Consider the following 24,287-nt stretch of genomic DNA (forward strand, 5'->3'; position numbering starts at 1 on the left):
AACATATTCAAATTTGCAAAAACGGAGGTTGATATTAATGAAAATCGTTATTAACGATACTGAATTGGAGGTAATAAAAGGCGATATTACAAAGTGTACTGTTGACGCGATTGTTAATGCGGCTAACAACGGACTTTTGGGAGGCGGGGGTGTCGACGGCGCGATCCATAGAGCAGGCGGGCCGGAGATTATGGAGGAATGCAAAAAGATCAGGGAAAGAACAGGAGGATGTCCGACCGGGGAAGCAGTTATTACTACTGCAGGAAATTTGCCCGCCAAATACGTTATTCATACTGTCGGACCAATATGGAAGGGAGGAGCCTATCAAGAAAGGGAGCTGCTAAGAAATTGCTACATAAACTCCTTAAAGCTTGCGGAAGAGCATTTCGTGAAAACGATCGCATTTCCAAATATCAGTACTGGTGTTTATCGTTTTCCAAAGCATGAAGCGGCCCAAATTGCTTTAGAGACCGTTAAGGAGTGTATTCAAAATCAATTCATCCGAAGCATTCAATCAATATTGTTCGTTTGTTTTGATGACGAAAATTATCATATTTACAAGACGATGATCAGATAGGAAAAAACTCTTTTTTCGAATCAATGTCCACCATACAAAAAGCATTTATTCGTTGGGCTTTAATAGTAAACAATAAGTTTTTGCGACATATTTATCAAAATATGCAGCGTTGAGACGAAAATATCCATCGCCCGTTTCGTTTATAATGAAACTTTTTCAATGAATGCAGAAATTTCGAAGTCGGAATACAACATTTGATGATTTTCAAAGCGATCAACTTCAAAGGTCGCAGTATTCCAAAAAATTTTTTCCATAAAACATCAAGCAATCGGCAGTTGTTTATTTTTATGTGAAACGTGCACAGTGAATATGAAAATACGAACGACTTTGGAGATGAATTCAATGTATTTGAAAAGCCTCGAAATTTTAAGAAATAAAGATATTGATTTAAATAGCTACCCGTTTTCGATTCCTGCAATAAAAAATTTAAAATCCATTTCGTTTCGTTCCAATATTACTTTTTTTGTCGGGGAAAACGGTTCCGGAAAATCAACGCTCCTTGAGGCAATAGCTTATCAGTGTGGCTTTAATACAGCCGGAGGAGGCAAAAACAATAATTTTCATGTAGATGCTTCCGATGCGGCCCTTGGGGAATACATACGGCTGTCATGGATGCCAAAAGTGACGAACGGGTTTTTTTTGCGAGCTGAGACCTTTTATCATTTTGCGTCGTATCTCGATACAATTCCTGAAAGTCTCCCTTATTATGGAGGCCGTTCTCTTCACAAACAGTCGCACGGGGAAGCTTTTCTCTCACTTTTAACAAATCGTTTTGGAAAAAAAGCGATCTATCTGTTGGATGAGCCTGAAGCAGCACTTTCACCTGCTAGACAGCTGACTTTATTAAGGATCATAAAAGATTTGGAAAACGATGCGCAGTTTATTATTTCTACTCATTCTCCCATTTTACTCGGCTATCCAAATGCCCAAATCTTAAATTTTGATGAACATCCGTTAAAGGAAGTAAAATATGAAGAAACTATGCATTATATTATTACTAGGCGGTTTCTCGAAAATAGAAAAAAGGTGTTAAGTGAACTGTTTAACGATTGAGACACAACAGCCTGTGTTGGAGATGCCGTCCATTTATATTTTTCATCACATCACTCACCCTAAAATATTCTGCTTTTGGAGAGGTATAAACAATGAACACAAAAACAAACGCAATGCGAATTCTTGATAAAGAAAAAATACAATACAACGTGATTACTTACGATGTCCAAAAGGGGAAGGTTGATGGGATTTCTGTTGCACAAATGATTGGCAGAAGCCCTGAATCAGTATATAAAACATTAGTTGCTAAGAGCAGCGCCGGCAACATTTATGTATTTGTCATCCCTGTTGAGGCAGAATTAGATTTAAAAAAAGCTGCGAAAATAACAGGAGAGAAAAAAATCGAAATGCTGCCAGTAAAAGATTTACAAAAATGGACAGGCTATATCCGCGGAGGCTGTTCGCCGATCGGCATGAAGAAACATTACCCGACGATTATCGATTCAACTGCATTGGAACACGATCATATTATTGTCAGCGGGGGCAAAATCGGCGTGCAAATGGAGCTCAGCGTCAAAGATTTGCAGCAAGTAACAGAAGCGAAGCTGGAAGATGTGACGAAATAACAAAAATAGCCGAATTTTATAAGATGTGGTTGTTGTTTTACACTTCGAAAAGAAAGTGAAGGAATTTTACTGAATAAAATAGAAGATTAAGGTGATAACAAGGATAAAGCCTCGTGTTGAAATTCGAAAGAAATGGAGGGCAAGCATAATGGATTTATTCAAAAAGGGATTGGCGTTCGGACTTGGTTTAGCTGTAGCAAGCAAAGAACAAGTGAAAAAGTTTGTAGATGAACTCGTGAAAAAAGGCGAGATATCGATTGAAGAATCAAAAGAAGTTTTTAACCAGCTAATCAAGCGCGGTGAAGAAGAAAAAACTGAACTGCAGCGTCTTGTTCGAGATCAAGTGGCTCAGGTGATCAACAAACTAGATATAGCAACGAAAGAGGATATCCGAGAACTGGAAGAAAAGATTCGCAAATTGGAAAAGGAAGATGAGTAAAAGAGGACCTGTTAAAAGGTCCTTTGTTGTTGAGGAGGCGGTAAAGTGGTCGGAAAAAGGATGCGGCATATTGGCCGTTATCGGGATATCGCGTCTGCTTTAATTCGAAATGGATTTGGATTCGTCGTAGAGGAAATGGGTATTTCGCAATTTCTTTCTTTGCCGCAAAAAGCTTTTTTTGGCAGAAAAACTGAGCATCATTCCAAAACGATAGGTGAACGGGTAAGGCTTGTATTGGAAGAATTAGGCCCGACATTTATAAAATTAGGTCAAATTGCGAGCACCCGTCCTGATTTGCTGCCGGAGGAGATTATTAGTGAATTGGAAAAATTGCAGGATCGAGTTCCGCCTTTTTCTTTTGATGAGGTGCGTGAGATTGTTCAATCAGAATTGGGCGGTGAAATAGAAAAAATTTTTCGGCACTTTGATCATGCTCCGTTAGCTGCTGCTTCAATAGGACAAGTTCATCAAGCTGTTTTGCATTCGGGTGAAAAAGTGGCTATAAAAATTCAACGCCCTCATATTTCGAATGTGATTGAAACGGACTTAGAAATTCTTCAAGATTTAGCGGTATTAGCGGAGCATAGGCTAAAATGGGCTGCAAAGTATCAGGTCAGGGACATGATTGAAGAGTTTTCAAAGGCTCTTCGTGCTGAGCTCGATTATACCATTGAAGCCCGAAATGCAGACAAATTTTCTAAACAGAGTGCAAATGAACAAGCTGTCTACATTCCGAAAGTGTTTTGGGAGTACTCGACGAAAAGAGTATTAACAATGGAATATGTAGAAGGAATTAAACTAAATGAGATTGAAAAACTAAAAACAAATGGATACCATTTGGATCATATTACAGAAATTTTATCAAAAGAAATTTTCCGGCAAATATTTATAGATGGTTTTTTTCATGCCGATCCCCATCCTGGAAATGTCATCATTAAGCAGGGCGGAATCATTGCCTTCATTGATTTCGGAATGACCGGCCGGCTTACATCGGACATGAAGCATCATTTCTCATCATTAGTGATTTCTTTAATGAGGCAGAGTACGGATGGCGTCATGAAAGCCATTTTGCGCATGGGCATCGTTCCTGAAGATATCGATTTAAAGCAATTGAGAGCGGACATCGAAGATTTACGGGAAAAGTATTACGGTGTTCCGTTACACCAAGTCAGCATCGGTGAAGCTGTGAACGACCTTTTTCGAGCAGCTTTCAAACATTCCATCAAAATCCCTTCTGATTTAACACTACTAGGAAAAACGCTTTTGACGGTTGAAGGCGTGGTCGAAAAATTGAATCCTGATTTTAGAATTATCGATGTTGCTGAGCCTTTTGGTCGCCGGCTGGCAAAGGAGCGCTTGCATCCGAAGTATATCGCTGAAAATGCATGGAAACACGTAACAGATTATACAGAACTGCTAATGGATTTTCCAGCTTATGTAGCAGAGATCGCTTCTTTAATGAAGCGGGGCAGACTCCGCCATGAGATCACGATTCCGGAATTGGATCTTTTTCTGAAAAAACTTGACCGCATCAGCAATCGGTTATCGTTCAGCATCGTGTTATTGGCATTCAGTATTATTATGGTAGGGATTATTATTGGTTCTTCAATGGGAAGGCAATCAACACTGCTTTGGAAAATTCCAGCGATTGAAATCGGTTTTGGCGTAGCAACGCTCATGTTTTTGTGGCTGTTATTTTCCATTTTTAAGTCAGGACGGTTTTAGTCAAAAAGAGCCGTCCAGAAAGTCAAATCCCCATTGAAAACAAAAAATCATTAACGGTGATATATCAACGTTTTCTAAAACATTAATTCATATCTCCAAAAGAATTTAAAAAAGTACTTGACTAAATGTAAGAAAGGGGTGTCAATAAGCCGAAAAAACGACTTATTAGACAGCCCCTTTTATTAACGCGGAGATGTGATGATAAATGTTTTTTGCCGCTCTTTATAGTATTTCGTACTTTTTATAAAAAGCTCCCAGCTCTCCTTTATAGTTTTTTTGCCAAGGCTTGTCTTTCCCGCAATAATGGATAAAAACAGTATTCTCTTTTATCCACTCCATCCCATGCTTTGCATTTGGAAGCAATTTAATAATTTCATAATATCTTGCATCATAATTGTATCGATAACAATCAACAGGTTTAATTTTATCCCAGTATAAAGCATTGAGCACATCTTGATCAGGAAGGACAAGCTTTAAACGGTTTTCATTAATAAATGCATAAATATCTTCCAATTTCACTTCTTTCCGAATCCGTTCCAAATTCATAAGCAAAACGCCCGTATTAAAATATCCTTTCGCATTCGGGGTTTTAAGCCTTAATTTATTAAAAAGGTTGGCAACTTTTGTAGAGTGTGTATGTTCAGAAGCAATAAACAAGCAATTTTCAAAATCACTATAGTAAAAATCTTTGATGGGATTGATTACAACGATGTCGGGATCAAGGTACAGAATTCGGTCCAAATCGTCGGGCAAAAATTGATGGGAAGCTAATCGATAATACATTTCTGATGTATAATGGCGAAAAACGGGTGCATCTTCAAAGAGCTTAGGATCTACGTATATTGGATATAAACTTTGGTTATGACGTTTTACAAATTGATCCAATTCGTATAAATCTTGATCGGAAATATTTGAATACATGATATATATCGAAAATTTTTCTTCAATATTATTTTGGAATAATGAATTTAACATAACTTTCAGCGGGGGAATATAATTTGAATTCAGTGTGACAAGAATATTGATCATTTGTACCATCCTCGCAAAAGATCGTAGCAAAATTTTTAAAAGCGTGGATAAAGCCACAGCTATTTAACAAATTACCATCAACGTTTTCATTTTTCAAATAAAATTTGTACGCAGCATTTGTTTTTGCTTAAATTGAATTATAGCATGTTTTTCATTTTTCGAAATATTGACACAAGCTTCTTCAAAAAGGAGGAGTTCTCTTTGACAGAATCAAAACGGGAAAAATTAATGAGAAAGATTGAAAATCATTTGCGAAAAACGGCTAGACATCTAGTGAAAATTGATACGGAGGAAGAGGCATTGCAATTTTTGGCTGATTCCTTCCGCTCCCAGTTTTCATGTGATTTTGTCGGCATCATTTTACAAGAGGGAGAGGAGCTGAGTTTGAAAGTTTGGAGCGGAGATTTGCAGAAAATAACGGAATCCTTTCCGCTGCAGGTTCAAAACTGTTCGCCGAATCTCCTTCACCAAAGCTTAACATATGATAAAGCAGAGCAAGCAGGCGACTGTCAGTTTACCAATTTAATGAAAAAAGAAAAAGTAAAAACGTGGTTTACAGTTCCTCTCAAAGACGATATGAGCAGCTTGGGCTTTTGCATTATTGCTTATCTTGACTACGTACCTCTGTTGGATATGAAGGCCCATTTTGACGAATTCGGCAAAGATGTAGCTGTTGCGATTGCAATGGCGAAACAAAAAGAAGCACAAATTAAAAAAATCGAAGGGATCGAGTGGATCAGCAAAAATTTGTCGCTTGATGTTCCGCTTGAAAAAAATATTGAAACACTTGTGGAACGCGCCGGAAAAGGAACTAATGCAAGGATGGCTTGTATTTATTTATATAACGAAAAAGAAAACCATTTTATTTTTCAGCCTCCATCCTATGGTCCATTTGAAAAACCGGAACGGATTAATATTGAAACAAATTATGTTTTAAAAGAATACTTTCCGTTTTTGGATACTCCAGGCGGGTCTGAACTGACCGTTCCATTAATATTTGATTTGAAAACAATCGGTGTGCTTCATGTAGAAGGGAAACAAAAGGGAGTTTTTAATGAAGATGATTTGGAGATATTAAAGCTGCTTTCCAATCATATTGCCGCTATTTTGGAAAATGCCCGTTTATATAAAAACGAAAAGGAGCATAAAGAACGTCTTTACTTTCTGCTTGATTATCAGCACGCTCTTGTGAAAGAAACAGTAGAGCATGATAATTTTGACGGTATTACTTCTGCTTTAAGAAGTCTTTTTTCCAAATCCGTCCTTTTGTTCGACCGTTTTATGAGGCCGATTTCTTGTTCCTTCCATCATTATGATTTATCAAATAAAGATGTAGAAAGGCTGATGAGCAGCGGAAATAAAGAGAGATTGATAGAAAACGGAAGGAAAATCCACATCCAATTGGATGACGGGGAAGAGCTTCATTTCAGGCTGTGGAAGGTGAACGGCGGAGGAAATTTGCTTGGGTTTTTGGCTGTTGAAATTGGCGAAAATGACATGGATGAATTTGACCAGCTGACAATTGATTTGGCAAGAAATATTTGTTCGATCCAATTTATCAAGCAGAAGCTTGTTTTGGATACAAAAGAGCAGGTAAAGGATAGCTTTGTCAGCAAATTGCTTGTGGAACGTATAGAGGATCAAGAGCGGATTTTACAATATGCGAATTTATTCCAATGGAACTTATTTCATCAGCACCGATTAGCGGTGTTGTCGATTTTATTAGATAAGAAGGAAACGGAAAACAGTAATTTGCTTGTTCAACAATCTAAAAAAACATTGATTTGGGACCAGTTGAAAACACAAATTTCCCGTTTCAGCAAAGAAATTATCATGGCGACAAACGATGGAAACTATATATTGATTGTTCCGGTAAAAGTAGAAGGCAAGCATCCAAAAAACTATTGGAGAGAATTTTATAGAAATATAAAAAATTGGGTTCGAGAAGGCAATATTGAATGCCAAGTATTCATGGGGATCGGCGGTAAAACTGAAAATTTAAATGATTATTATATTAGCTATCAGCAGGCTATCCAAGCTTTGAATGTCGTGTTTCACAGGTTTCGCCAAAAAGGGTTTGCTTTGTTTGAGGAATTGGGCGCTTACACTATTTTACATCATTTAGATAATAAAGAAGCGGTGGAATTTTTCATCAAAAGGCATCTTGAACCGTTATTGAATTATTCGGAAGGGAAAAGTATGGATTTATTCCATACGCTGCGAGTATTCCTTTATAACAACGGAAATATTAAAAATTCGGCAGAAGAGCTGTTTATTCATCGAAGCTCCCTTCTTTATCGTCTTGAAAAGATTGAATCGCTGCTGGAAATTGATTTAAATGATGCTGATCATCGATTCAATATGATGATGGCTTATAAGCTTTATGATCTGTATTATTCAAAAACAACTGAAAGAATATAAAAGCGCCGCAGCGTTTTTTCCACAAAATTGTTGATAGAAGAGAAGCTTTTTCCGTATTTTGTAGGTGTTTATTTCATTTTATATTTTCTATAATAATTTACAGAATATTAATAAAGTTATGTTTTTAAAAGTCCTGCGGTAATATGTCAAGGTGAAAAATCATAGAAATTGGAAATTCCCTTGTCCGATGATCCGAAAAAAGGCAATACTGAAGAAACCCAGTATTGGTACATGTAATAAACTGGGTCTAAAGGTTGATATTGGTATACCAGATCGATCCTCTTATCGATCTTCCCCCTTTCTTGGCGTGTAGATTTGACCGTTGCGTAGCAGCGCATCGATCACACGCACGAGTTTTCTAGCGGTGAGGACGAGGGCTCGTTTATGTTGGTGTTTGGGCACTTCCTCATACTTCTTCCGGTAGTACGCACGAAACGTCGCATCATGCCGTTGCACCGAGTTGGCAGCCTCCACTAGGTAGTAACGGAGATAGCGATTGCCGGAACGAATGAGGGAGGTGTCCTCGGCTTGAAAACGGCCCGATTGGTGCTTGGACCATGTCAAGCCGGCATATTTTGCCAAGGCGGCCTGGTTGTGAAACCGCTCGATTTGCCCGATTTCGGCCAGGATGCCTGCGGTATAAACCGGTCCGATGCCTGGGATGGTTTGCAGTGTGTTCGGAATGCCTTCAAGATGGCGGGTAATGGCTTTATCGAGCTCTTTGAGCTGCGATTGCAGGCTGCGGATTGATTGAATCGACAGCCCTAACAGCAAGTCGATGGAATCCTCGACACACTTGGACAACCGATACGACGAACGGGCCGCCTTTTGAATCGACTGGCGATGCATTCCGGATCGGCAAAGCGATTGCGCCCTTTTTGGCGCAGGAAGTCGGCCAACTGCTTGACATCCATTTGGCAGATGTCATCGAGGCTCCACGACTCAAGCAGCAGTTCGAGAATGGCATGTCCGAAGATCGAACTGTCCACCTCTTGGGTAAAGGAACTGCATTTGTAAAACAAGTGCTGGAGAAAATACTGTTTCTCACGGGTTAACTGGTGGACGAGATGATATCGCATGCGTGTCAGTCGCTGAAGCGCGAGAAACTGCTCCTTGAGGACAGCCGTCATCTTCAGACGGCCGAAGCGAAGCCGATCCGCAATGATCCAAGCATCGATGTCATCCGTTTTCTCCAAGTCGACATAGGCTTCTTTAAACTTGCGAATGAGCTTTGGATTGATCGTAAACACCTTGACGTTCCAAGCCTGCAAGGCCTCCTGCTGGTGGAAAAACATAGCTGGATGCCAACTGTAGACCGAGGTGGCTTCCATCCCGATGAGAATTTCGGTTGGCTTTCGCTTGTTAGCCCACAGGAGGATTTGATCCCGAAGGAAGGTGGCGCCCAGAAGATGATTATCCACTTTGAAGCGTGCGCACGTATTTCCTTCATGATCCATAATGCAGGTGGCTAAGTCGCGTGAGCTCACGTCGATCCCGACGTAGAGTTTCATGAGATCACCTCCTATTGTTGTAGGATCGAGGGGTTGGACTCTTCGGGATGCCCCCGGATCGCGCCTGTTGACCAGTCACCCTCGCATATGAGAACTCACGTTGGACCATGGGCTGCCCTGGAAGCTGCTCCTTCCAGCATGGGGAAAACCAACGGGAACAGCCTGCGGGTTAGACGTCCAAACAGGGGCCGGGGAGACAGACTTTACAAGTAGTCGAAGCTACAGGAGTGAGAAGAGTATCCCCGATGATCCTAAGACCATTATCCAGGAACATTGAGAAAAGTCCAACCCCGGTACGCTGAACCCTTTGTGGGAGGGGCGCGCCCCTCCCACAAAGGTAACCACCCAAGATATGCGATTGTCAAGGAGCGTATCGGACTGGAAATTCGATAAAAAAACTTTCTGAAACTTAGTATACGAGGAGTTGTGACTATGACGATATCTAAAGTCGGGGTAGTTGGAGCAGGCTCGATGGGAAGCGGCATCGCCAATTTGGCCGCCATTTCAGGATTTCAAGTTATCTTGCATGATGTCGAACAAAAATTTCTTGATAACGGCTTATCAAGAATAAATAAATTTATGGAAAAAAGCGTTGCAAAAGGAAAAATGACCGAAGAGCAAAAAAAGGAAGTTTTGGAACGAATTCAAGTTACGACAAATTTGGAGGATTTTAAACAGGCTGATATTGTGATTGAAGCTGTTATAGAAGATTTGGAAGTAAAAAAAAGCGTTTTCGCGAAATTGGATCAAATTACATCTGACCATGTGATTTTGGCAACAAATACTTCTTCCATGTCCATAACAGAGATTGCGTCTGCAACGAACAGGCCGGAACGCGTCGCAGGAATGCATTTCTTCAATCCTGCGCAGATCATGAAATTAGTGGAAGTTGTTCGAGGATATAAAACAAGCGATGAAACAGTAGTAGAACTGAAGGAATTTGCGAAAAAGCTGAATAAAGAGCCGGTGGAAGTGAAAAAAGACACTCCAGGATTTATTGTCAACCGTATTATGATTCCGCAATTTATTGAAGCGATTAAGCTGCTCGAAGAAGGGGTAGCTACAGCGGAAGATATTGATAAAGCGGTTACGCTCGGGCTGAACTATCCTATGGGGCCGTTCACACTTCAAGATTTTGCCGGTGTTGATATCGGCTACTACGTAATGGAATATATGAAAAATGAGTTTAATGATAACCGCTTCGCACCTCCAATGCTTCTAAAGCAATTAGTAAGAGCAGGAAGACTTGGAAGGAAAACAGGAGCCGGTTTTTACGACTATGACTAATCATGAGAATGGGGGACTGAAGATGAGCTTGGAATTTTTAACATGCGATATTGAACAGCATGTAGCAGTTGTCACCATCAACCGCCCGCCTGTCAACCCGCTGAATTCAAAAGTATTTAAAGAGCTTGTAACCATTTTTAACGAGCTGGAAGAAAACAGCCAAGTAAGAGTCATTATTTTAACAGGCAGCGGTGAAAAAGCATTTGTTGCCGGAGCAGATATTAACGAAATGGCTGATCTCGATCTTGTTGGCATGATGAATATGAACCGTGTGTCAAGGGAAGCTTTTTCAAAAATTGAAAACGCATCCAAACCTGTCATTGCTGCCATTAACGGTCTTGCTTTAGGCGGAGGCTTAGAGCTTGCATTGGCTTGTGACCTGCGGATTTGCTCGGAAAAAGCTAAATTTGCTTTCCCTGAAGTCGGTCTTGGCATTATTCCTGGCGGCGGAGGCACCCAGCGTCTGCAAAAAATTGTCGGTCAAGGCATTGCTAAAGAATTACTTTATTTTGGCGACATGTTTGATGCTAACAGAGCGTTGGAGCTTCATATAGTGAACAAAGTTGTACCTGGCGAGGAACTGCTGGCAACTGCCAAACAATGGGCAGAAAAGCTAGCCCAAAAACCGCCTGTAGCTCTTCGTATGCTGAAAATAGCTGTCAATGCTGGCAGCAATGCTGATCTGGAAACAGGATTGACCCTTGAAGCATCTAGTTTTGCCAATGCCTTTTCAACAGAAGATCGAAAAGAAGGATTGAAAGCGTTTGTAGAAAAGCGCAAGCCGGTTTACGTTGGAAAATAATAAAAGCGATACAACCGACTTCATGTAGAAAAGGTTATTTTATATAGAAAAAGTCATCGAACGAACAAATCATGTAATTTCACGAAGTGTCCGATATGAAATGACTCAGGATGCTTCGTGTCTTACATGTTTTGAATATTTGCGTAAGAGGAGATGGCGAAGCAATGAACAATTATTTGTTTTCGGTGTACGAGTTGGTAGAACATACGGTGAAAGCCTATAAAGATAAAGAAGTGCTCTATGACCTGAAAAACAGATTGACCTATGGCGAATTTTTTCAAGAAGCTAATCGGCTGGCTGCGGGTTTGAAAAAGCTGGGGATCAACAAGGGAGATCGAGTCGCTGTTTGCTTGCCAAACTGGAACGAAACAGCCGTTATTTTTGTAGCAGCGGCCAAAATAGGTGCCATTCTAGTTCCGTTTAATCCGAAGTATAAGCATCACGAAGTGGAATACATTCTCAAAAATTCGGAGCCAAAAGTGTTGTTTGTAACGGAACAGTTTGATGAAAACATTGGATTTAAGCAAGCGTTCCAAGTTGTAAAAACTTTGATTTCTGTTCGTTTTGAACATCCTGATCTATTATCCTATCAAGAAGTAGCGTCTTCCGCGTCAGAAGATGCTCCAGCTGAAAAGCTTGATGTCAACAACGATTTGTTTTGTTTATTGTATACATCAGGAACGACAGGCATTCCGAAAGGTGTAATGATCAGCCATCGCGCCATTGTTCAATCAGCTAATATTATGGCTAAAACGATTAGATGTACTGAAAAAGATGTGTTTATCGTTCCTGCTCCTTTATTCCATATTTTTGGAATGGCCGTCAATTTGTTTTGTGCGATCTCTTGCGGCGCAAGAATCATTTTGCAAGAGAAATATCATCCGAAGGAAACATTAAAATTAATTGAACAGGAAAAAGTGACGATCAAACAAGGAGTTCCCGCCATGTTTATAAAAGAATTAGAACAAGAAGATTTTGAAGATTATGACCTTTCTTCATTGCGAGCGGGTATTGTCGGGGCATCACCTATTCCACCAAACAAAGTGAAAGAAATTCGGGAGCGGATGGGAATAAACTTGTGCCAATCATACGGAATTACCGAAACAGGATCTGTTACTGCGACTGACTATGATGAACAGGATGAACGAGTGATATTGGAAACTGTAGGAAAACCGATCGAAGGTGTAAAGCTGAAAATTGTAGACGAAAATCGGCAGGAGCTCCCTCCAGGTGAAGTTGGTGAAATTGCCATCCACAGCTTTGGCACCATGAAAGGGTATTACAAAATGAAGGAACAAACAGAGCAGGTTTTGGATAAAGAAGGATGGTTTTATACGGGAGATCTCGGAGTATTGGATGAAAAAGGAAACCTTCGTTTCGTCGGGCGAAAAAAAGAAATGATCATTCGTGGAGGCTTCAACATTTATCCGCAGGAAGTCGAGGCAGTTTTAACTAAACACCCTCAAGTTGTCGAAGCAGCTGTCATAGGCTTGCCTGATGAAGTAATGGGCGAATCAGTTTGTGCTGTTATAAAGCTGAAAAAAGGCGCAGCTTGCACAGAGGAAGAATTAAAAGAGTTTGTTAAAGCGCAAATGGCATCATACAAAGTTCCAAACAAAATTATTTTCACAGAAGATTTTCCTGTCACAGCGAGCGGTAAAATTCAAAAGGTAAGACTGAAAGACCAAGTGATGGAAAAATTTAATTTCGATGCGTAAATGGTTCGATGAAAAGAAGAGTTTAAGAACAGCTTATCGGCTGAAACATTGAAACTCCGGCGATTATGATTTGGAAAATATCAGGATATCTTATGAAGCTGAGCATCAATTTCCATATAATGTTTCCTGTTGGTTTCTTTACACTGCCGGCCGGCATTATTTATGTAACTCGTCGTAACGGACAGTTTTGCCATGGTATTGAAGTTATTCATGCGTTTGATGTCCATGCTGCGATTTGGAAGCTGGTTTATTGACTGAATAAACGAGTTATAATTTCCGAAAATTCAGATAAAATAACAATATCTCAAATCTATTATTTTTACTTCCAATCTTTTAAAATTTGAAAACGATTGCAAAAAATGTTCATAAGCGTTTGGTGATTGTGCATGCTCATTTGATTTCATTTGCGAGATCCGGATTTTCTTAATCTTTTGGTGGCTCCCTGCTTCTATTCTTGTCTTTTTTCGATATTGCAGCAGCAATTACTTACCTTCCATATAAATTGTCGTCTCATGATGAGTTTTTCAGCCGTTATTTCGGCTGGCTCCGCCTCTTTTTTTGGACGCAAAGGAAAAGTGATGTATGATTTGGAATTTCCCGCTATTCTTTCGTGCCTTTAGCTTTTGTTCTTTCCATTAAGTATGTGATGCCATTATGTTTTGCGCTTCCATTCAGCAAGCTTATACAGATGCCGGTAGTTATGGGGACTGTTTTCAGCTTATTGGAGCAAATGCACTTTTCTTGATTTTGCTCTAATAACAGATGAAGCAGCTTTGGGAGAAAAATGAATGGTAAAAAACAGAGGTGTTATAAAATGGAACAATTTTCAAGTAACCCTTTTTTGAAAAAAGTGATTTCTTTAGATGATATATTTACACCGGAGAATTTTACTGAAGAACATCGCATGATAGCTAGTACTGCATCAGCCTATGTGGAACAAGAAGTTTTGCCTGTTTTGCCGGAAATAGAAAAACAACAATTTGATCAATCGATTGAGCTCTTGAGAAAAGCAGGAGAATTAGGTCTATTAGGATCAGATGTGCCTGAAGAATACGGAGGGCTTGATTTAGACAAAATCAGCTCGGTTATCATCATGGAGGAAATTGGAAAGACGAGATCTTTCTCAACAACATTTGGAGGGCAAATTGGAATTGGCTCCCTTCCGATTGTGTATTATGGAACAGACGAACAAAAGGAAAAATATTTGCCTTACGTAGTTAGCGGCGAAAAAATTGGTGCGTATGCATTGACAGAACCGTCGGCAGGAACAGATGCCTTAAGTATCAAAACGACAGCACGATTGTCTGATGACGGCAAGTACTATTTAATTAATGGCGAAAAACAATTTATTACTAATGCATCTTTTGCAGATTTCTTTATTTTGTACGCGAAAGTGGACGGTGAGAAGTTCACCGCCTTTATTGTCGATAAAAACAGTGAAGGGATTACAATAGGGCCGGAAGAAAAGAAAATGGGTTTAAAAGGCTCTTCAACAACACCGGTCATTTTGGAGGATGTAAAAGTTCCGGTTGAAAATGTATTAGGGGAAATTGGCAGGGGACATTTGATTGCGTTTAACATTTTGAATAACGGCCGCCATAAAATATCAGCGGCAAGCCTCGGCATGGCAAAAAGAGCATTGGAGCTCGCCGTTCAGCATGTAACAGAGCGGAAACAATTTAATCGGCTGCTGTCGCAATTTCCGTTAATTCAAGAAAAAATAGCCGACATAGCTGCAAAAATATTTACGATTGAAAGCATGGTATATCGTTCTGCCGGCGAGTTGGATCGGGGATATCAGTACTGTAAAGAAAATAATATACCGTATAGAGATATTTTAAAGCAATTTGCAGTGGAAGCTTCGATCAACAAGGTGTTTGCTTCCGAAGCGCTGGATATCATTGTGGATGAAGCGCTGCAAATGCATGGCGGATACGGTTATATTTCCGAATATGAAGTGGAGCACCTTTACCGCGATTCAAGGATTAACAGAATATTTGAAGGAACAAACGAGATTAACCGGATGATTATTGCCCAAACACTGCTGCAATCAAAAGCGGAATGGCCGGATTTCAGAAAGCTCGATGAAGGTCCATCTGAAGAAATGGCGCAGGAGTGGGAACTGCTGTCCAACTTGAGAAGGCTCGCGGGACAAGCGATGGAAATGATTTTACAGTCATTTGAAAATTATAAGGAAGAACAAGAAATTTTAGCATGGTTGGCAAATTTGGCCATTTCGATTTATTCAATTGAAAGCAATTTATTTCGAGTAGAAAAATTACTTGCAAATAAAGCTCAGAAAAAAATAAAAGAAAAGAAACTATTGGCAAAAATTTTCGCATATGAGGCATCTAGTAAAATCGTGTCAGAAATGTTCAAGTTCAGTGTGTTACACGATGAACAAATAAAGCAGCAACAAGAAAAATTATTTAAAACGATTCAATCAAGCAACAATGATTTTGTTCATGATAAACGATTGATAGCATCTGCCGTTATAACTGCCGGAAATTATTCAGGCATTCACAAGCTATAATCGATTGTTTCTTACGTGGATGTCCGATAAGTTCCAAAAATAATTCAAGTAGGGCTGTTCAGGAAGTCAATTCTCCATTGAAAACAAAAAATCATAAGCATCATATATAACGTTTCTAAAACATTTAAGGGGGTGTCATAAGCCGAAAAACGACTTATTTGACAGCTCCCTTAATATATTTCGATTTTTGTTTGAAGGGGCTGTCCAAAAAGTCAGTTACCCTGACTTTTTGGAGCCCCTTCATTTTAGGGACTTATCGGACAAACCATTTTTCTATCTGTGTTCAGAAGTCTTATGAAGGACTTTTCTTAATTACGTTCTCCAAACGTTTTATGACGAACATTCAGCACATACAATTGCTTCTTGTTGAACTTCATGACCTATATGAAGGACATTTACAAATTTTATTCGATTATTTTGTCCTTCACGGTAGTATTTCTCCTAAATCCTTCATTTTAGGAACTCATCGGACAGCTCCTTTCAGCATGTATGAGCTGATGCCGCAATCCCAAACTCAACATATACCTTATCGAGCTCCCGCAAAGAAAATCTGGCACCTTGCAGACGCGAGGGGCATTCAATTTAAAAAAATAGCAAAGGTATTTTATTTGTCCCGCATAGAGGAACAAATGAGTGACAAATAAAGAAAAAATGCCATTATAATAGAATCATAGTAAGCGTTTCCATCAATCAATCCATCCATTTCATTTATGTAAAGGAGAGATATGTCATGAGCAACAAGCGTACAGTTGTCGTTGTAGGTGCCGGTCCAGTTGGCCTTGTAGCAGGATTGGCACTCAAAAAAAGAGGAATTTCTTCTGTCGTGATTGAAGCAGAGCCGAAAGGGCGGCCAAGACCTGGAAGCCGAGCAATTTATATTCATAACGCAACGTTGAAGCTGCTTGAAAGCATTGATGAAGGACTTGGTTTTGAAATTGCGAGAAATGGTGTTGTCTGGCCGATAAAACGCACGATTTATAAAGGGAAAGAAGTGTACGTAAGAAATTACGGTGTGACGGATACTAGTGATCCGACAACGCTTCCGCCATTTACGTCATTACATCAAAATCATATTGAATCGATTATATATGATTATTGTGAAAAAGCCGGCGTTGAATTTGTATGGGATACCCCTGTGAAAGAAGTGATTTCAGAAGAAGACGGCATTAAAGTGGTGACAGAAAAAGGGGATGTTTGGGAAGCGGAATATGTGATTGGTTGTGACGGCGCTCGTTCTGTCGTCCGTGAAACAGCAGGATTAAAATTTGAAGGGCCAAGAACAAAAGATACATTTCTTGTCGTTGATGTTGAAGAAGATGAAAATGATCCGCTGCCGCTTGAAAGGGTTTTCCACTATCAGCATCCGGCAATGGGCGGGCGGAATGTGATGTTTGTACCGTTCAAAGGCGGGTGGAGAATCGACCTTCAACTGCTGGAAGACGATAATCCAGATGAATATTCGGAAGTGGAAGGAGTAAAAAAATGGCTTCCGAAAGTTATGGATCCTAAATATGCAGAGCGGATTACGTGGGTATCATCATACAGATTTCATCAAGTCGTCGCCAATTCATATACAGACGAAAAACGAAGAGTTCTGTTGGCAGGAGAAGCTGCCCACTTATTTGCACCATTTGGTGCTAGAGGGCTGAATTCGGGGGTTCCTGATGCTTTAATAGCTGTTAAAGGAATTGAAAAAGCTCTTGATGCTTCAAGCGAAGAGAAAAGACGCGAAGCGATTGAAAAAGCGGCAAATGAACGGAGAATTGCAGGCTTGTGGAATCGCAACAGCTCTTCGACTGCATTGCATCACCTGCAAGGAAATTCTCCAGAAATGAATTTAAAAAGGGAAATTGCTGCATCTTTAACAGCCATTGTGCCGAAATTAGGAAGATGGCTTGATGAAGGTCCTTATGGCCCGAAATTTGGTCCGCCTGAATTAACAACAAAATATTAATCGCTTTTGATTTTAGATAAAGGGGTGGAAAACATGTCAATTACGCTCATTGAGAACCAGTCTTCATATGATTTCAAGCATGAACGAGTCAATCAAATGGCGGATCGTCTGCTAAACATTAACTGGTACCAGCATGTCGGAACAATTCATGATGACGCCCAGAATAAAGCAGAAAAATTTTTGCAATCACTGAATATAGCAAATTACGAAATTAAGTGGATTTCAAAAGATGAAATTGGAAATATATACGATACCATACGGTTAACTAACAGCTCTTTATGGGAAGCATTGAAGGTGCTGCCTGACAGGCTGAAAGAGAAAATTGATCAATCCGGACAAGAGGAAATTTTGAACGAAATCGTCTATCACTTGCCGGAAGCTGTATTTCATGAAGTCTATAAAGGTGCCTTCAAAACATTTTCAGATGAATCATTCATTCGATTTTTAGTTGGCCATGCCATGTACATCAGCGTGTTGGCATGCGCATGGGAATTGGCTGCAAATATAAACGAATGGGGAGAAAATCCATTTGCCTATTTAGTTGATATTTTAGAAATGGGACATATTCCATTAGGTTCAAACAACCAAACATTTTATATCATGTAGGGGTTCCATATGTGTGCGGCAGCCATATTTTCGTGCGAAAAGCATGTAAAGGAATCGCTGAAGCTGTTGGATGCACCGCATGTCATAATATTAAGTCATTACACGAAAAAGAAATGCAAGTTTTGTCAGAAAAAAGCCGTTTTTAAGTTTGAAGAATAAAATTATGCAAAATAGCAGCCTTGTCTTCTTACAGATGAAGCAAGGCTGCTTTATTTTTTGGAGATAAGAAAATCTTCATCCTTTTCTAGTTATGTGGAAAACGTTTTCAAAAATATATGTGTTTATCTTTTTTTTCGATTGTCCACAACCCTTCTTGCTTTCATTGTAAAGCGAGGCAGCTCGTTGTCTGGAACTTTTTCAACTTGGATTCTTAAACCGACTCGTTCTCTCAATTTTGTTGCGAGGATAGGCACGATTTGTTCAGAATCGCATTCAATTTCCACTTTGATTTGATCCATCTCATTTTCTGTGTAGTACACGATGCGAAATTCTTTCACTTCTTTGAATTCGCGAATAATGGATTCAATGGAAGACGGGTAAATGTTAATGCCCCGTATTATGACCATATCGTCTGCGCGTCCGAGAATTCCTCCAGGGAAAAATTGATAGGAATTGCCGCATTCACATTGCTGATCAGACCGGATTACGATATCGCCTGTCCGATAGCGAATAACCGGATAGCTTTCTCTTCCTAAATTGGTTAATACTAATTCTCCTTTTTCACCAACTTCCACCGGCTCCAACGTGTTAGGATTGATCACTTCTACAATAAACTCCGATTCATTGACATGAATCCCTTTTTGTTCTGAACAAGAATAACCGTATGCTCCCATTTCTGTCATGCCTACGTGGTCATATAAAACGGCTCCCCACAAACTTTCAATTTGCTTTCGTGTAGAAGGAACAGAGCCTCCAGGTTCACCAGCCGTAATGATTTTTTGGACAGGGCCATTTTTAATATCAATGTCGTTTTCTTCCGCTATTTCCGCCAGATGTAAAGCGTAGCTTGGAGTACAGACTAGTACTGTTGCTCTGTTTTCTATCATGCTTCTCAATCGCTCAATCGAAGTTTGGCTGCCGGATGAAATCGAAAGGGCGCCTAATCGTTTTGCTCCTTCAAATGCAGCCCAAAATCCAATAAAAGGACCAAACGAAAAGGCGAAAAATACTCTGTCTTTTTTCGTAACTCCGCTGGAGCGATAAACTTCCAGCCAGCATGTTTCCCACCATTCAAAGCTTTTTTTTGTATCTAAAATTTTCAGCGGTTTCCCTGAAGTGCCGGAAGTTTGATGGTATCTTACATATTCCTCTAAAGGGTATGAATGGTTTTTGCCGTATGGAGGATGATTGTTTTGATCATCGACCAATTCCTTTTTCATTGTGAAAGGAAGCTTTTTCATTTCTTCCAAAGATTGCAGCGGAAGCTTTAAACCGGCAAGTTTTTCTTTATAAAATTCATTATGATTCAAAACAAAATGTAACAATCGATTCAATTTTTGCAATTGCAGCGACCTAAGTTCGTTTTCTTGTGTTTGTACTGTATGAACCATGAATATTCCTCCCTTTTAGACTTGTGGCTAGTTTCTTATCATAGTCAGAAAAGAAAGAAAAAGGAATATTCTAGTTCTTTTATACAAAACGAAAAATTCAAAATTTTAAAAAATATACTCATTTTCCGTCGATATACCCTAAATGCTCTGATATGCTTTTAGCTGCTTGCGTAATATGTTCAATAAAGACTGGAAACCGATCATCTGTCATTCTGGCAGTTGAGCCAATCATGGACAGTGAAGACACCACTTTGCCGGAATAATCGCGAATTGGTGCTGCGATCCCGACATACCCGACATAAAATTGGTCTTTTGATATGGCAAATCCTTGTTTTTTAATTTTTTTTAACTCATTTTTTAAAATGTCTGGATCGGTGATCGTATAGGGAGTGTATGCATATAATTTTTTCGACAAAACTTTTTCAATTGTTCGTTTGTTTTGATAAGCCAGAATGCATAACCCTTCACTTGTGCAATGAATCGGATTTTTCCGCCCTATATATGTTAACAGCCGATCGGGCTGGCTGCTTTCAATTCGGAACAAATACACTACTTGATCCTCTTCCAGAAGACAAATATGGGCGGATTCATTTAATGTGTGAACAAGCTTTTTTACAATGGGCAGCGCTTCTTTGTACAACTCATGATTGCTGAAAATCACGCCTCCTAATGTTAGAATCGAAAGGCCTAATCGATACTTGTTTGTCCGGGGATTTTTTGATAAAAATCCTTCCTTTACAAGCAATGAGACAAGGCGATGGGCGCTGCTTTTGGAAATATTTAATTTTTTTGATATTTCGGTAATCCCTAGCTCTTTTTGTTTATGTGTAAAAAGACGCAGAATTTTCATTGCGTTCTTCACAGATGACAGCAAATATTTTTCGCTCATGTTAGTCCTCCAGTCTAGTCGTCATTTCCGAACAATTGCTTCGTTTTTCTCTGTTTTATTAATTCAGAAATTCTTTCTCCCGCATTCACCACTTTTTTTATAAGCTGCTTGATGTTAATGGAATTGATTCGCTTCGTAGAGCCGGTAATGTTCACTGCTGCAACCACTTTGTTATGTTCATTAAAAATGGGCGCACCGATTCCGATGATCCCTTTTTGGAACTCTTGATTGCAAACGGCGTAGCCTTCTTTTTTTATTTTCAAAAGCTTTTCTTTTAATTGCTCGGGTGAAGTGATCGTGTTCGGACCGTATTTTTTGAAGGGCTGCGAGCAAATTTTCTCGATTACTTCTTCGTCTTCAAAGGCTAAAATGGCTTGACCGGGACTTGTGCAGTAGACAGGATTCCTTCTGCCAATATGGGTATATTCTTTTTTTGAAGGATACGTGCATTCAATTTTTTGCAAATAAATAATTTCGGTGCCTTCTAATATGGAAATGTGCGAATTTTCGCCTGTCTCCTCTGTTAAAACATTTAGAACCGGCGTCGCCTCATTTAAAATTTTTAATTGGGAGCTAACGATGCTTGTTAATGTCAAGATCGAAGCACCTAAACTGTAATGATTTGTGTTTATATCTTTGTATACAAATCCTTCGCTGGCTAAGCTTGTTAAAAGTCTGTGGGCAGTGCTTTTTCCGATATTTAGCTTTTCGGCTATTTCTGACACACCCAGTTCCGGTTCGTCCATTGAAAAACTTTTCAAAATTTTTAAAGCGTTTTCAACAGAAGAAATTCTTTTTTTATTTTGAGAAGTCATCCATATCACCTGTAAAAAATTTTTTGATTGATGAGGAAATCCAATTTTGTTCTGTATATAAGAAAAATAATGTATTTTTAGATTTTTTTCAATATTAAGATGGTAACAAGACTATAATCAATGAAAGGGGTTTCAATAGTGAAACTGATCACGTTTACAGAACAAGGCGTCACACGCATCGGTGCAATTGAGGATGGAAAAGTGATTGATCTGCATGCCGCATTTGAAAAAAAGCTGGAATCGGAAGGGAAATTGCGCTTCAAACAAATTGCTGAGGCGTATGTGCCGCAAGATATGAACGGATTTTTACAAGGCGGAAAGGAAAGCTTGGACTATGCAAAAGAAGCAGTTGCATTTGCTTTAAAACATGAAACATATAAAGGAAAGCAGCTTGTGTTTTCCAAAGAAGATGTAAAAGTGGAAGCACCAGTGCCATCGCCGGGGAAAATGATTTGCGTAGGCCATAACTACAGGGAGCATATTTTGGAAATGGGAAGAGAGATTCCTCCATATCCTGTAGTTTTTGCGAAATTCGCGAATACTGTCATCGGACCGGAGGATGACATTCCTCATTATCCAATTTCCGATCAGCTAGATTATGAAGCTGAGTTTGCTTTTGTGATTGGAAAACGGGCGCGCAATGTTTCCCAAGCAGAAGCATTGGATTATGTTGCAGGCTATACAATTGTGAATGATGTGACTTACCGGGATCTTCAACGCCGTACGCTGCAATGGCTTCAAGGCAAGACAGTGGATGGAAGCGCTCCGATGGGACCGTGGTTAGTAACAACCGATGAGCTGTCAGATCCTTCTGGTCTGGAAGTAGTCTTAACGGTTAACGGTGAAGAACGTCAGCGTTCTAACACGAAAAATCTTGTCTTTTCCGTACAGTACTTGGTTGAATTTCTATCTGGACTTATGACCCTTGAGCCGGGAGATGTCATTTTGACAGGAACTCCAGGAGGTGTTGGGGTAGCAAGAGACCCTCAAGTATTTTTAAAAGATGGAGATGTTGTCCGCATCGAGATAGACGGCATCGGTGCATTAGAAAATAAAGTGAAAAAAGTGACGGGGGAGATCAGCGAATGACTAATATGAACGAAGCGATTGAAAGCATAAAACAATCCATTGACCAAATGATTGAAACTACAAAAAGTCTTTCAGAAGAGACCATTCGTTGGAATCCATCAGAAGAAGAATGGTCCATCATGCAAATTCTTTGCCATGTTGAAGAAGCGATTCCATACTGGTTAAACGAAATTGAGCGGCTGCTTGAGTCGCCGGGTACAGAATGGGGAAGAGGACTTACGGATGAAAACAGGCTTGCTGCTGTTGCTAATACAGAAAAACGTGAAGTTTCAGACGTGCTAAACAAGCTTGAAAACGTAAAAGATCAAGTGGAAAAAGTGTTGAGCAAGCTGTCAGAAGAAGATTTAAAATCAGAGGCTCCGAGCCGCAATCCTCGTTTCGGAACAAAACCGATGTCTTTTATTGTCGACCACCTGCTTGTCGAACATGCAAGCAAGCATTATAGCCAAATTCAACGTAATTTATCAAAGCTTTAAAAGAATAGAGGAGGTTAGTTCATCATGGCGGAAAAAAATGAGTTTTTTAAAAGTAAAATTGTCCGAGATTTCACAAAAGATATTGAGCAATACCATCTAGGACCGCTTTGGGATGCTATTCCAGATTTAATGCATCGCCAGCCAACTCCGCAAGCTGAAGCGTATCTTTGGAAATGGAAAACCCTTTATAAAAAATTGATGGAAGCAACTGAAATTTTTACTCCTGAGCGCGGCGGAGAAAGACGGGCGATTTATTTTCAAAATCCTGGATTGACTTATCGAAAGCCTTGGGGATGGGCATCAACAACACAAACGCTTTATGCTGCCGTACAATTAATTCTTCCCGGTGAAGTAGCGCCTTCGCATCGACATTCGCAAAGTGCGCTGCGCTTTATCAGTCAAGGAAAAGGCGCCTATACAATTGTGCAAGGCGAGCGGATTTTTATGGAGGAAGGCGATTATCTCATTACTCCGAAAGGGCTTTGGCATGGTCATGGACATCCGGGTGATGAGCCGATGATTTGGATGGACTGCCTTGATATTCCAACTATCTATTCGATTGGCGGCACGTTCTTTGATCCTTATCCAGACGGAATTGAACAACCGAAAGTTCCTGATAATTACTCATCGCAAAGATATGAAGGTGGCATGGTTCGTCCAATTTCTGACCGTGAACCAAAAATCGCTCCGTTAGGGTCTTACAAATGGAAGCAGACTGAAGCAGCTATTCAAGGTTTAAAACGCTTTGATCCAGATCCGTACGATGGATATGCGGTTGAATATATCAATCCTTCAACAGGCAAACAAGCCAATCCGACGATTTCCGCTTGGATGCAATTGCTTCCAAAAGGGTTTCATTCAAAAGCTCACCGTCATACGCACTCGACTATTTACCATGTCTATAAGGGATCTGGGTACAGTATTATCAACGGTGTGCGCTTTGATTGGGAAAGCGGCGATTTCTTCGTTGTTCCGAATTGGGCGTGGCATGAGCATGTTGCCGAAAAAGATTCTTACCTGTTCTCTGCGAATGATTTGCCGATTATGGAAAGATTTGATGTGGAACGTGAAGAAGCTTATGAAGAAAATAATGGATTCCAACAAGTGACCGATGAATTTCAACCTGTATTCGTTTAAACTTAGCAAGCATAATGGAGCAGTTGACGGTCCAAATTAAAACTGAACCTTTTGACGAGGTTTTCAAAACCCCTTTTTCACAAAGCTATTGTTGAAAAAGGGGTTTTTGT

20 protein-coding genes and 1 pseudogene are annotated in these 24,287 nt (G+C 39.8%); 16 read left to right on the top strand and 5 right to left on the bottom strand.

The window, feature by feature from the left end:
• Nucleotides 1–37: 37 nt before the first annotated feature.
• The 5 genes from NSQ44_RS03170 to NSQ44_RS03190 all read left to right on the top strand — a co-directional run bounded on the left by NSQ44_RS03170 (nucleotide 38) and on the right by NSQ44_RS03190 (nucleotide 4,360).
• A complete protein-coding gene (locus NSQ44_RS03170; RefSeq protein WP_066248832.1) occupies nucleotides 38–577 on the top strand; it encodes an O-acetyl-ADP-ribose deacetylase in 540 nt (179 codons plus the stop codon).
• A gap of 342 nt (nucleotides 578–919) precedes the next feature.
• On the top strand, nucleotides 920–1,630 hold the full coding sequence (locus NSQ44_RS03175) for an AAA family ATPase (RefSeq protein ID WP_063389224.1): 711 nt from the start codon (nucleotides 920–922) through the stop codon (nucleotides 1,628–1,630).
• A 92-nt stretch (nucleotides 1,631–1,722) separates the two neighbouring features.
• On the top strand, nucleotides 1,723–2,196 hold the full coding sequence (gene ybaK, locus NSQ44_RS03180; protein ID WP_327847695.1) for a Cys-tRNA(Pro) deacylase: 474 nt from the start codon (nucleotides 1,723–1,725) through the stop codon (nucleotides 2,194–2,196).
• 148 nt (nucleotides 2,197–2,344) lie between these two features.
• The gene (locus NSQ44_RS03185) at nucleotides 2,345–2,635 is read left to right on the top strand and encodes a phasin family protein (RefSeq protein WP_327847696.1); all 291 of its coding nucleotides are present in this window, start codon (nucleotides 2,345–2,347) and stop codon (nucleotides 2,633–2,635) included.
• Nucleotides 2,636–2,680: 45 nt separating this feature from the next.
• The gene (locus tag NSQ44_RS03190; RefSeq protein ID WP_066248836.1) at nucleotides 2,681–4,360 is read left to right on the top strand and encodes an ABC1 kinase family protein; all 1,680 of its coding nucleotides are present in this window, start codon (nucleotides 2,681–2,683) and stop codon (nucleotides 4,358–4,360) included.
• Nucleotides 4,361–4,582: 222 nt separating this feature from the next.
• Here NSQ44_RS03190 and NSQ44_RS03195 read toward each other — a convergent pair whose 3' ends face one another.
• Nucleotides 4,583–5,389: a glycosyltransferase family 8 protein gene (locus NSQ44_RS03195; protein WP_339194328.1), complete on the bottom strand. Its 807-nt coding sequence runs from the start codon at nucleotides 5,387–5,389 to the stop codon at nucleotides 4,583–4,585.
• A 201-nt stretch (nucleotides 5,390–5,590) separates the two neighbouring features.
• On the opposite strand from NSQ44_RS03195, the gene NSQ44_RS03200 reads away from it, so the two are divergent.
• Nucleotides 5,591–7,810: a helix-turn-helix domain-containing protein gene (locus NSQ44_RS03200; protein WP_339194330.1), complete on the top strand. Its 2,220-nt coding sequence runs from the start codon at nucleotides 5,591–5,593 to the stop codon at nucleotides 7,808–7,810.
• A 282-nt stretch (nucleotides 7,811–8,092) separates the two neighbouring features.
• Here NSQ44_RS03200 and NSQ44_RS03205 read toward each other — a convergent pair.
• Nucleotides 8,093–9,321: pseudogene (locus NSQ44_RS03205) on the bottom strand (IS110 family transposase).
• A 432-nt stretch (nucleotides 9,322–9,753) separates the two neighbouring features.
• Between NSQ44_RS03205 and NSQ44_RS03210 the strand changes: the two are divergent.
• The 7 genes from NSQ44_RS03210 to NSQ44_RS03240 all read left to right on the top strand — a co-directional run bounded on the left by NSQ44_RS03210 (nucleotide 9,754) and on the right by NSQ44_RS03240 (nucleotide 18,221).
• On the top strand, nucleotides 9,754–10,608 hold the full coding sequence (locus tag NSQ44_RS03210; RefSeq protein WP_063389218.1) for a 3-hydroxyacyl-CoA dehydrogenase family protein: 855 nt from the start codon (nucleotides 9,754–9,756) through the stop codon (nucleotides 10,606–10,608).
• A 22-nt stretch (nucleotides 10,609–10,630) separates the two neighbouring features.
• The gene (locus NSQ44_RS03215) at nucleotides 10,631–11,410 is read left to right on the top strand and encodes an enoyl-CoA hydratase/isomerase family protein (protein WP_063389217.1); all 780 of its coding nucleotides are present in this window, start codon (nucleotides 10,631–10,633) and stop codon (nucleotides 11,408–11,410) included.
• Between the two features lie 164 nt (nucleotides 11,411–11,574).
• A complete protein-coding gene (locus NSQ44_RS03220) occupies nucleotides 11,575–13,128 on the top strand; it encodes a class I adenylate-forming enzyme family protein (RefSeq protein ID WP_340854863.1) in 1,554 nt (517 codons plus the stop codon).
• Between the two features lie 92 nt (nucleotides 13,129–13,220).
• Nucleotides 13,221–13,382, top strand: a complete 162-nt coding sequence (locus NSQ44_RS03225) for a hypothetical protein (RefSeq protein WP_161939833.1) — start codon at nucleotides 13,221–13,223, stop codon at nucleotides 13,380–13,382.
• 560 nt (nucleotides 13,383–13,942) lie between these two features.
• Nucleotides 13,943–15,661 (top strand): acyl-CoA dehydrogenase family protein, encoded by a 1,719-nt coding sequence (locus NSQ44_RS03230; protein WP_340854866.1) that lies wholly within the window; start codon nucleotides 13,943–13,945, stop codon nucleotides 15,659–15,661.
• A gap of 730 nt (nucleotides 15,662–16,391) precedes the next feature.
• Nucleotides 16,392–17,615 carry an FAD-dependent oxidoreductase gene (locus tag NSQ44_RS03235; RefSeq protein WP_340789700.1) on the top strand — a complete coding sequence of 408 codons (1,224 nt, stop codon included), beginning with the start codon at nucleotides 16,392–16,394 and terminating at the stop codon, nucleotides 17,613–17,615.
• A 33-nt stretch (nucleotides 17,616–17,648) separates the two neighbouring features.
• Nucleotides 17,649–18,221 (top strand): hypothetical protein, encoded by a 573-nt coding sequence (locus NSQ44_RS03240; protein ID WP_063389212.1) that lies wholly within the window; start codon nucleotides 17,649–17,651, stop codon nucleotides 18,219–18,221.
• Nucleotides 18,222–18,502: 281 nt separating this feature from the next.
• Here the strand turns inward: NSQ44_RS03240 and NSQ44_RS03245 are convergent, their stop codons facing one another.
• From NSQ44_RS03245 to NSQ44_RS03255, 3 genes are all read right to left on the bottom strand, one after another.
• Nucleotides 18,503–19,771, bottom strand: coding sequence for a phenylacetate--CoA ligase family protein (locus NSQ44_RS03245; protein WP_340854867.1), 1,269 nt, complete (start codon nucleotides 19,769–19,771; stop codon nucleotides 18,503–18,505).
• A gap of 118 nt (nucleotides 19,772–19,889) precedes the next feature.
• A complete protein-coding gene (locus NSQ44_RS03250) occupies nucleotides 19,890–20,660 on the bottom strand; it encodes an IclR family transcriptional regulator (protein ID WP_063389210.1) in 771 nt (256 codons plus the stop codon).
• A gap of 14 nt (nucleotides 20,661–20,674) precedes the next feature.
• Nucleotides 20,675–21,475 (bottom strand): IclR family transcriptional regulator, encoded by an 801-nt coding sequence (locus NSQ44_RS03255; RefSeq protein WP_066248859.1) that lies wholly within the window; start codon nucleotides 21,473–21,475, stop codon nucleotides 20,675–20,677.
• Nucleotides 21,476–21,613: 138 nt separating this feature from the next.
• On the opposite strand from NSQ44_RS03255, the gene NSQ44_RS03260 reads away from it, so the two are divergent.
• From NSQ44_RS03260 to NSQ44_RS03270, 3 genes are read left to right on the top strand one after another with little or no spacing between them, the layout of a single operon-like run.
• Nucleotides 21,614–22,564, top strand: a complete 951-nt coding sequence (locus tag NSQ44_RS03260) for a fumarylacetoacetate hydrolase family protein (RefSeq protein ID WP_340854870.1) — start codon at nucleotides 21,614–21,616, stop codon at nucleotides 22,562–22,564.
• Nucleotides 22,561–23,040 carry a DinB family protein gene (locus tag NSQ44_RS03265; RefSeq protein ID WP_094245185.1) on the top strand — a complete coding sequence of 160 codons (480 nt, stop codon included), beginning with the start codon at nucleotides 22,561–22,563 and terminating at the stop codon, nucleotides 23,038–23,040. The genes NSQ44_RS03260 and NSQ44_RS03265 overlap by 4 nt, the downstream gene beginning before the upstream one ends.
• A gap of 24 nt (nucleotides 23,041–23,064) precedes the next feature.
• On the top strand, nucleotides 23,065–24,177 hold the full coding sequence (locus NSQ44_RS03270; RefSeq protein WP_063389206.1) for a cupin domain-containing protein: 1,113 nt from the start codon (nucleotides 23,065–23,067) through the stop codon (nucleotides 24,175–24,177).
• The last annotated feature ends 110 nt before the right edge of the window (nucleotides 24,178–24,287 follow it).

Origin of the sequence: Aeribacillus sp. FSL M8-0254, assembly GCF_038008845.1 — a bacterium.
In the GTDB taxonomy this organism is placed as follows: Bacteria; Bacillota; Bacilli; order Bacillales; family Aeribacillaceae; genus Aeribacillus; species Aeribacillus composti.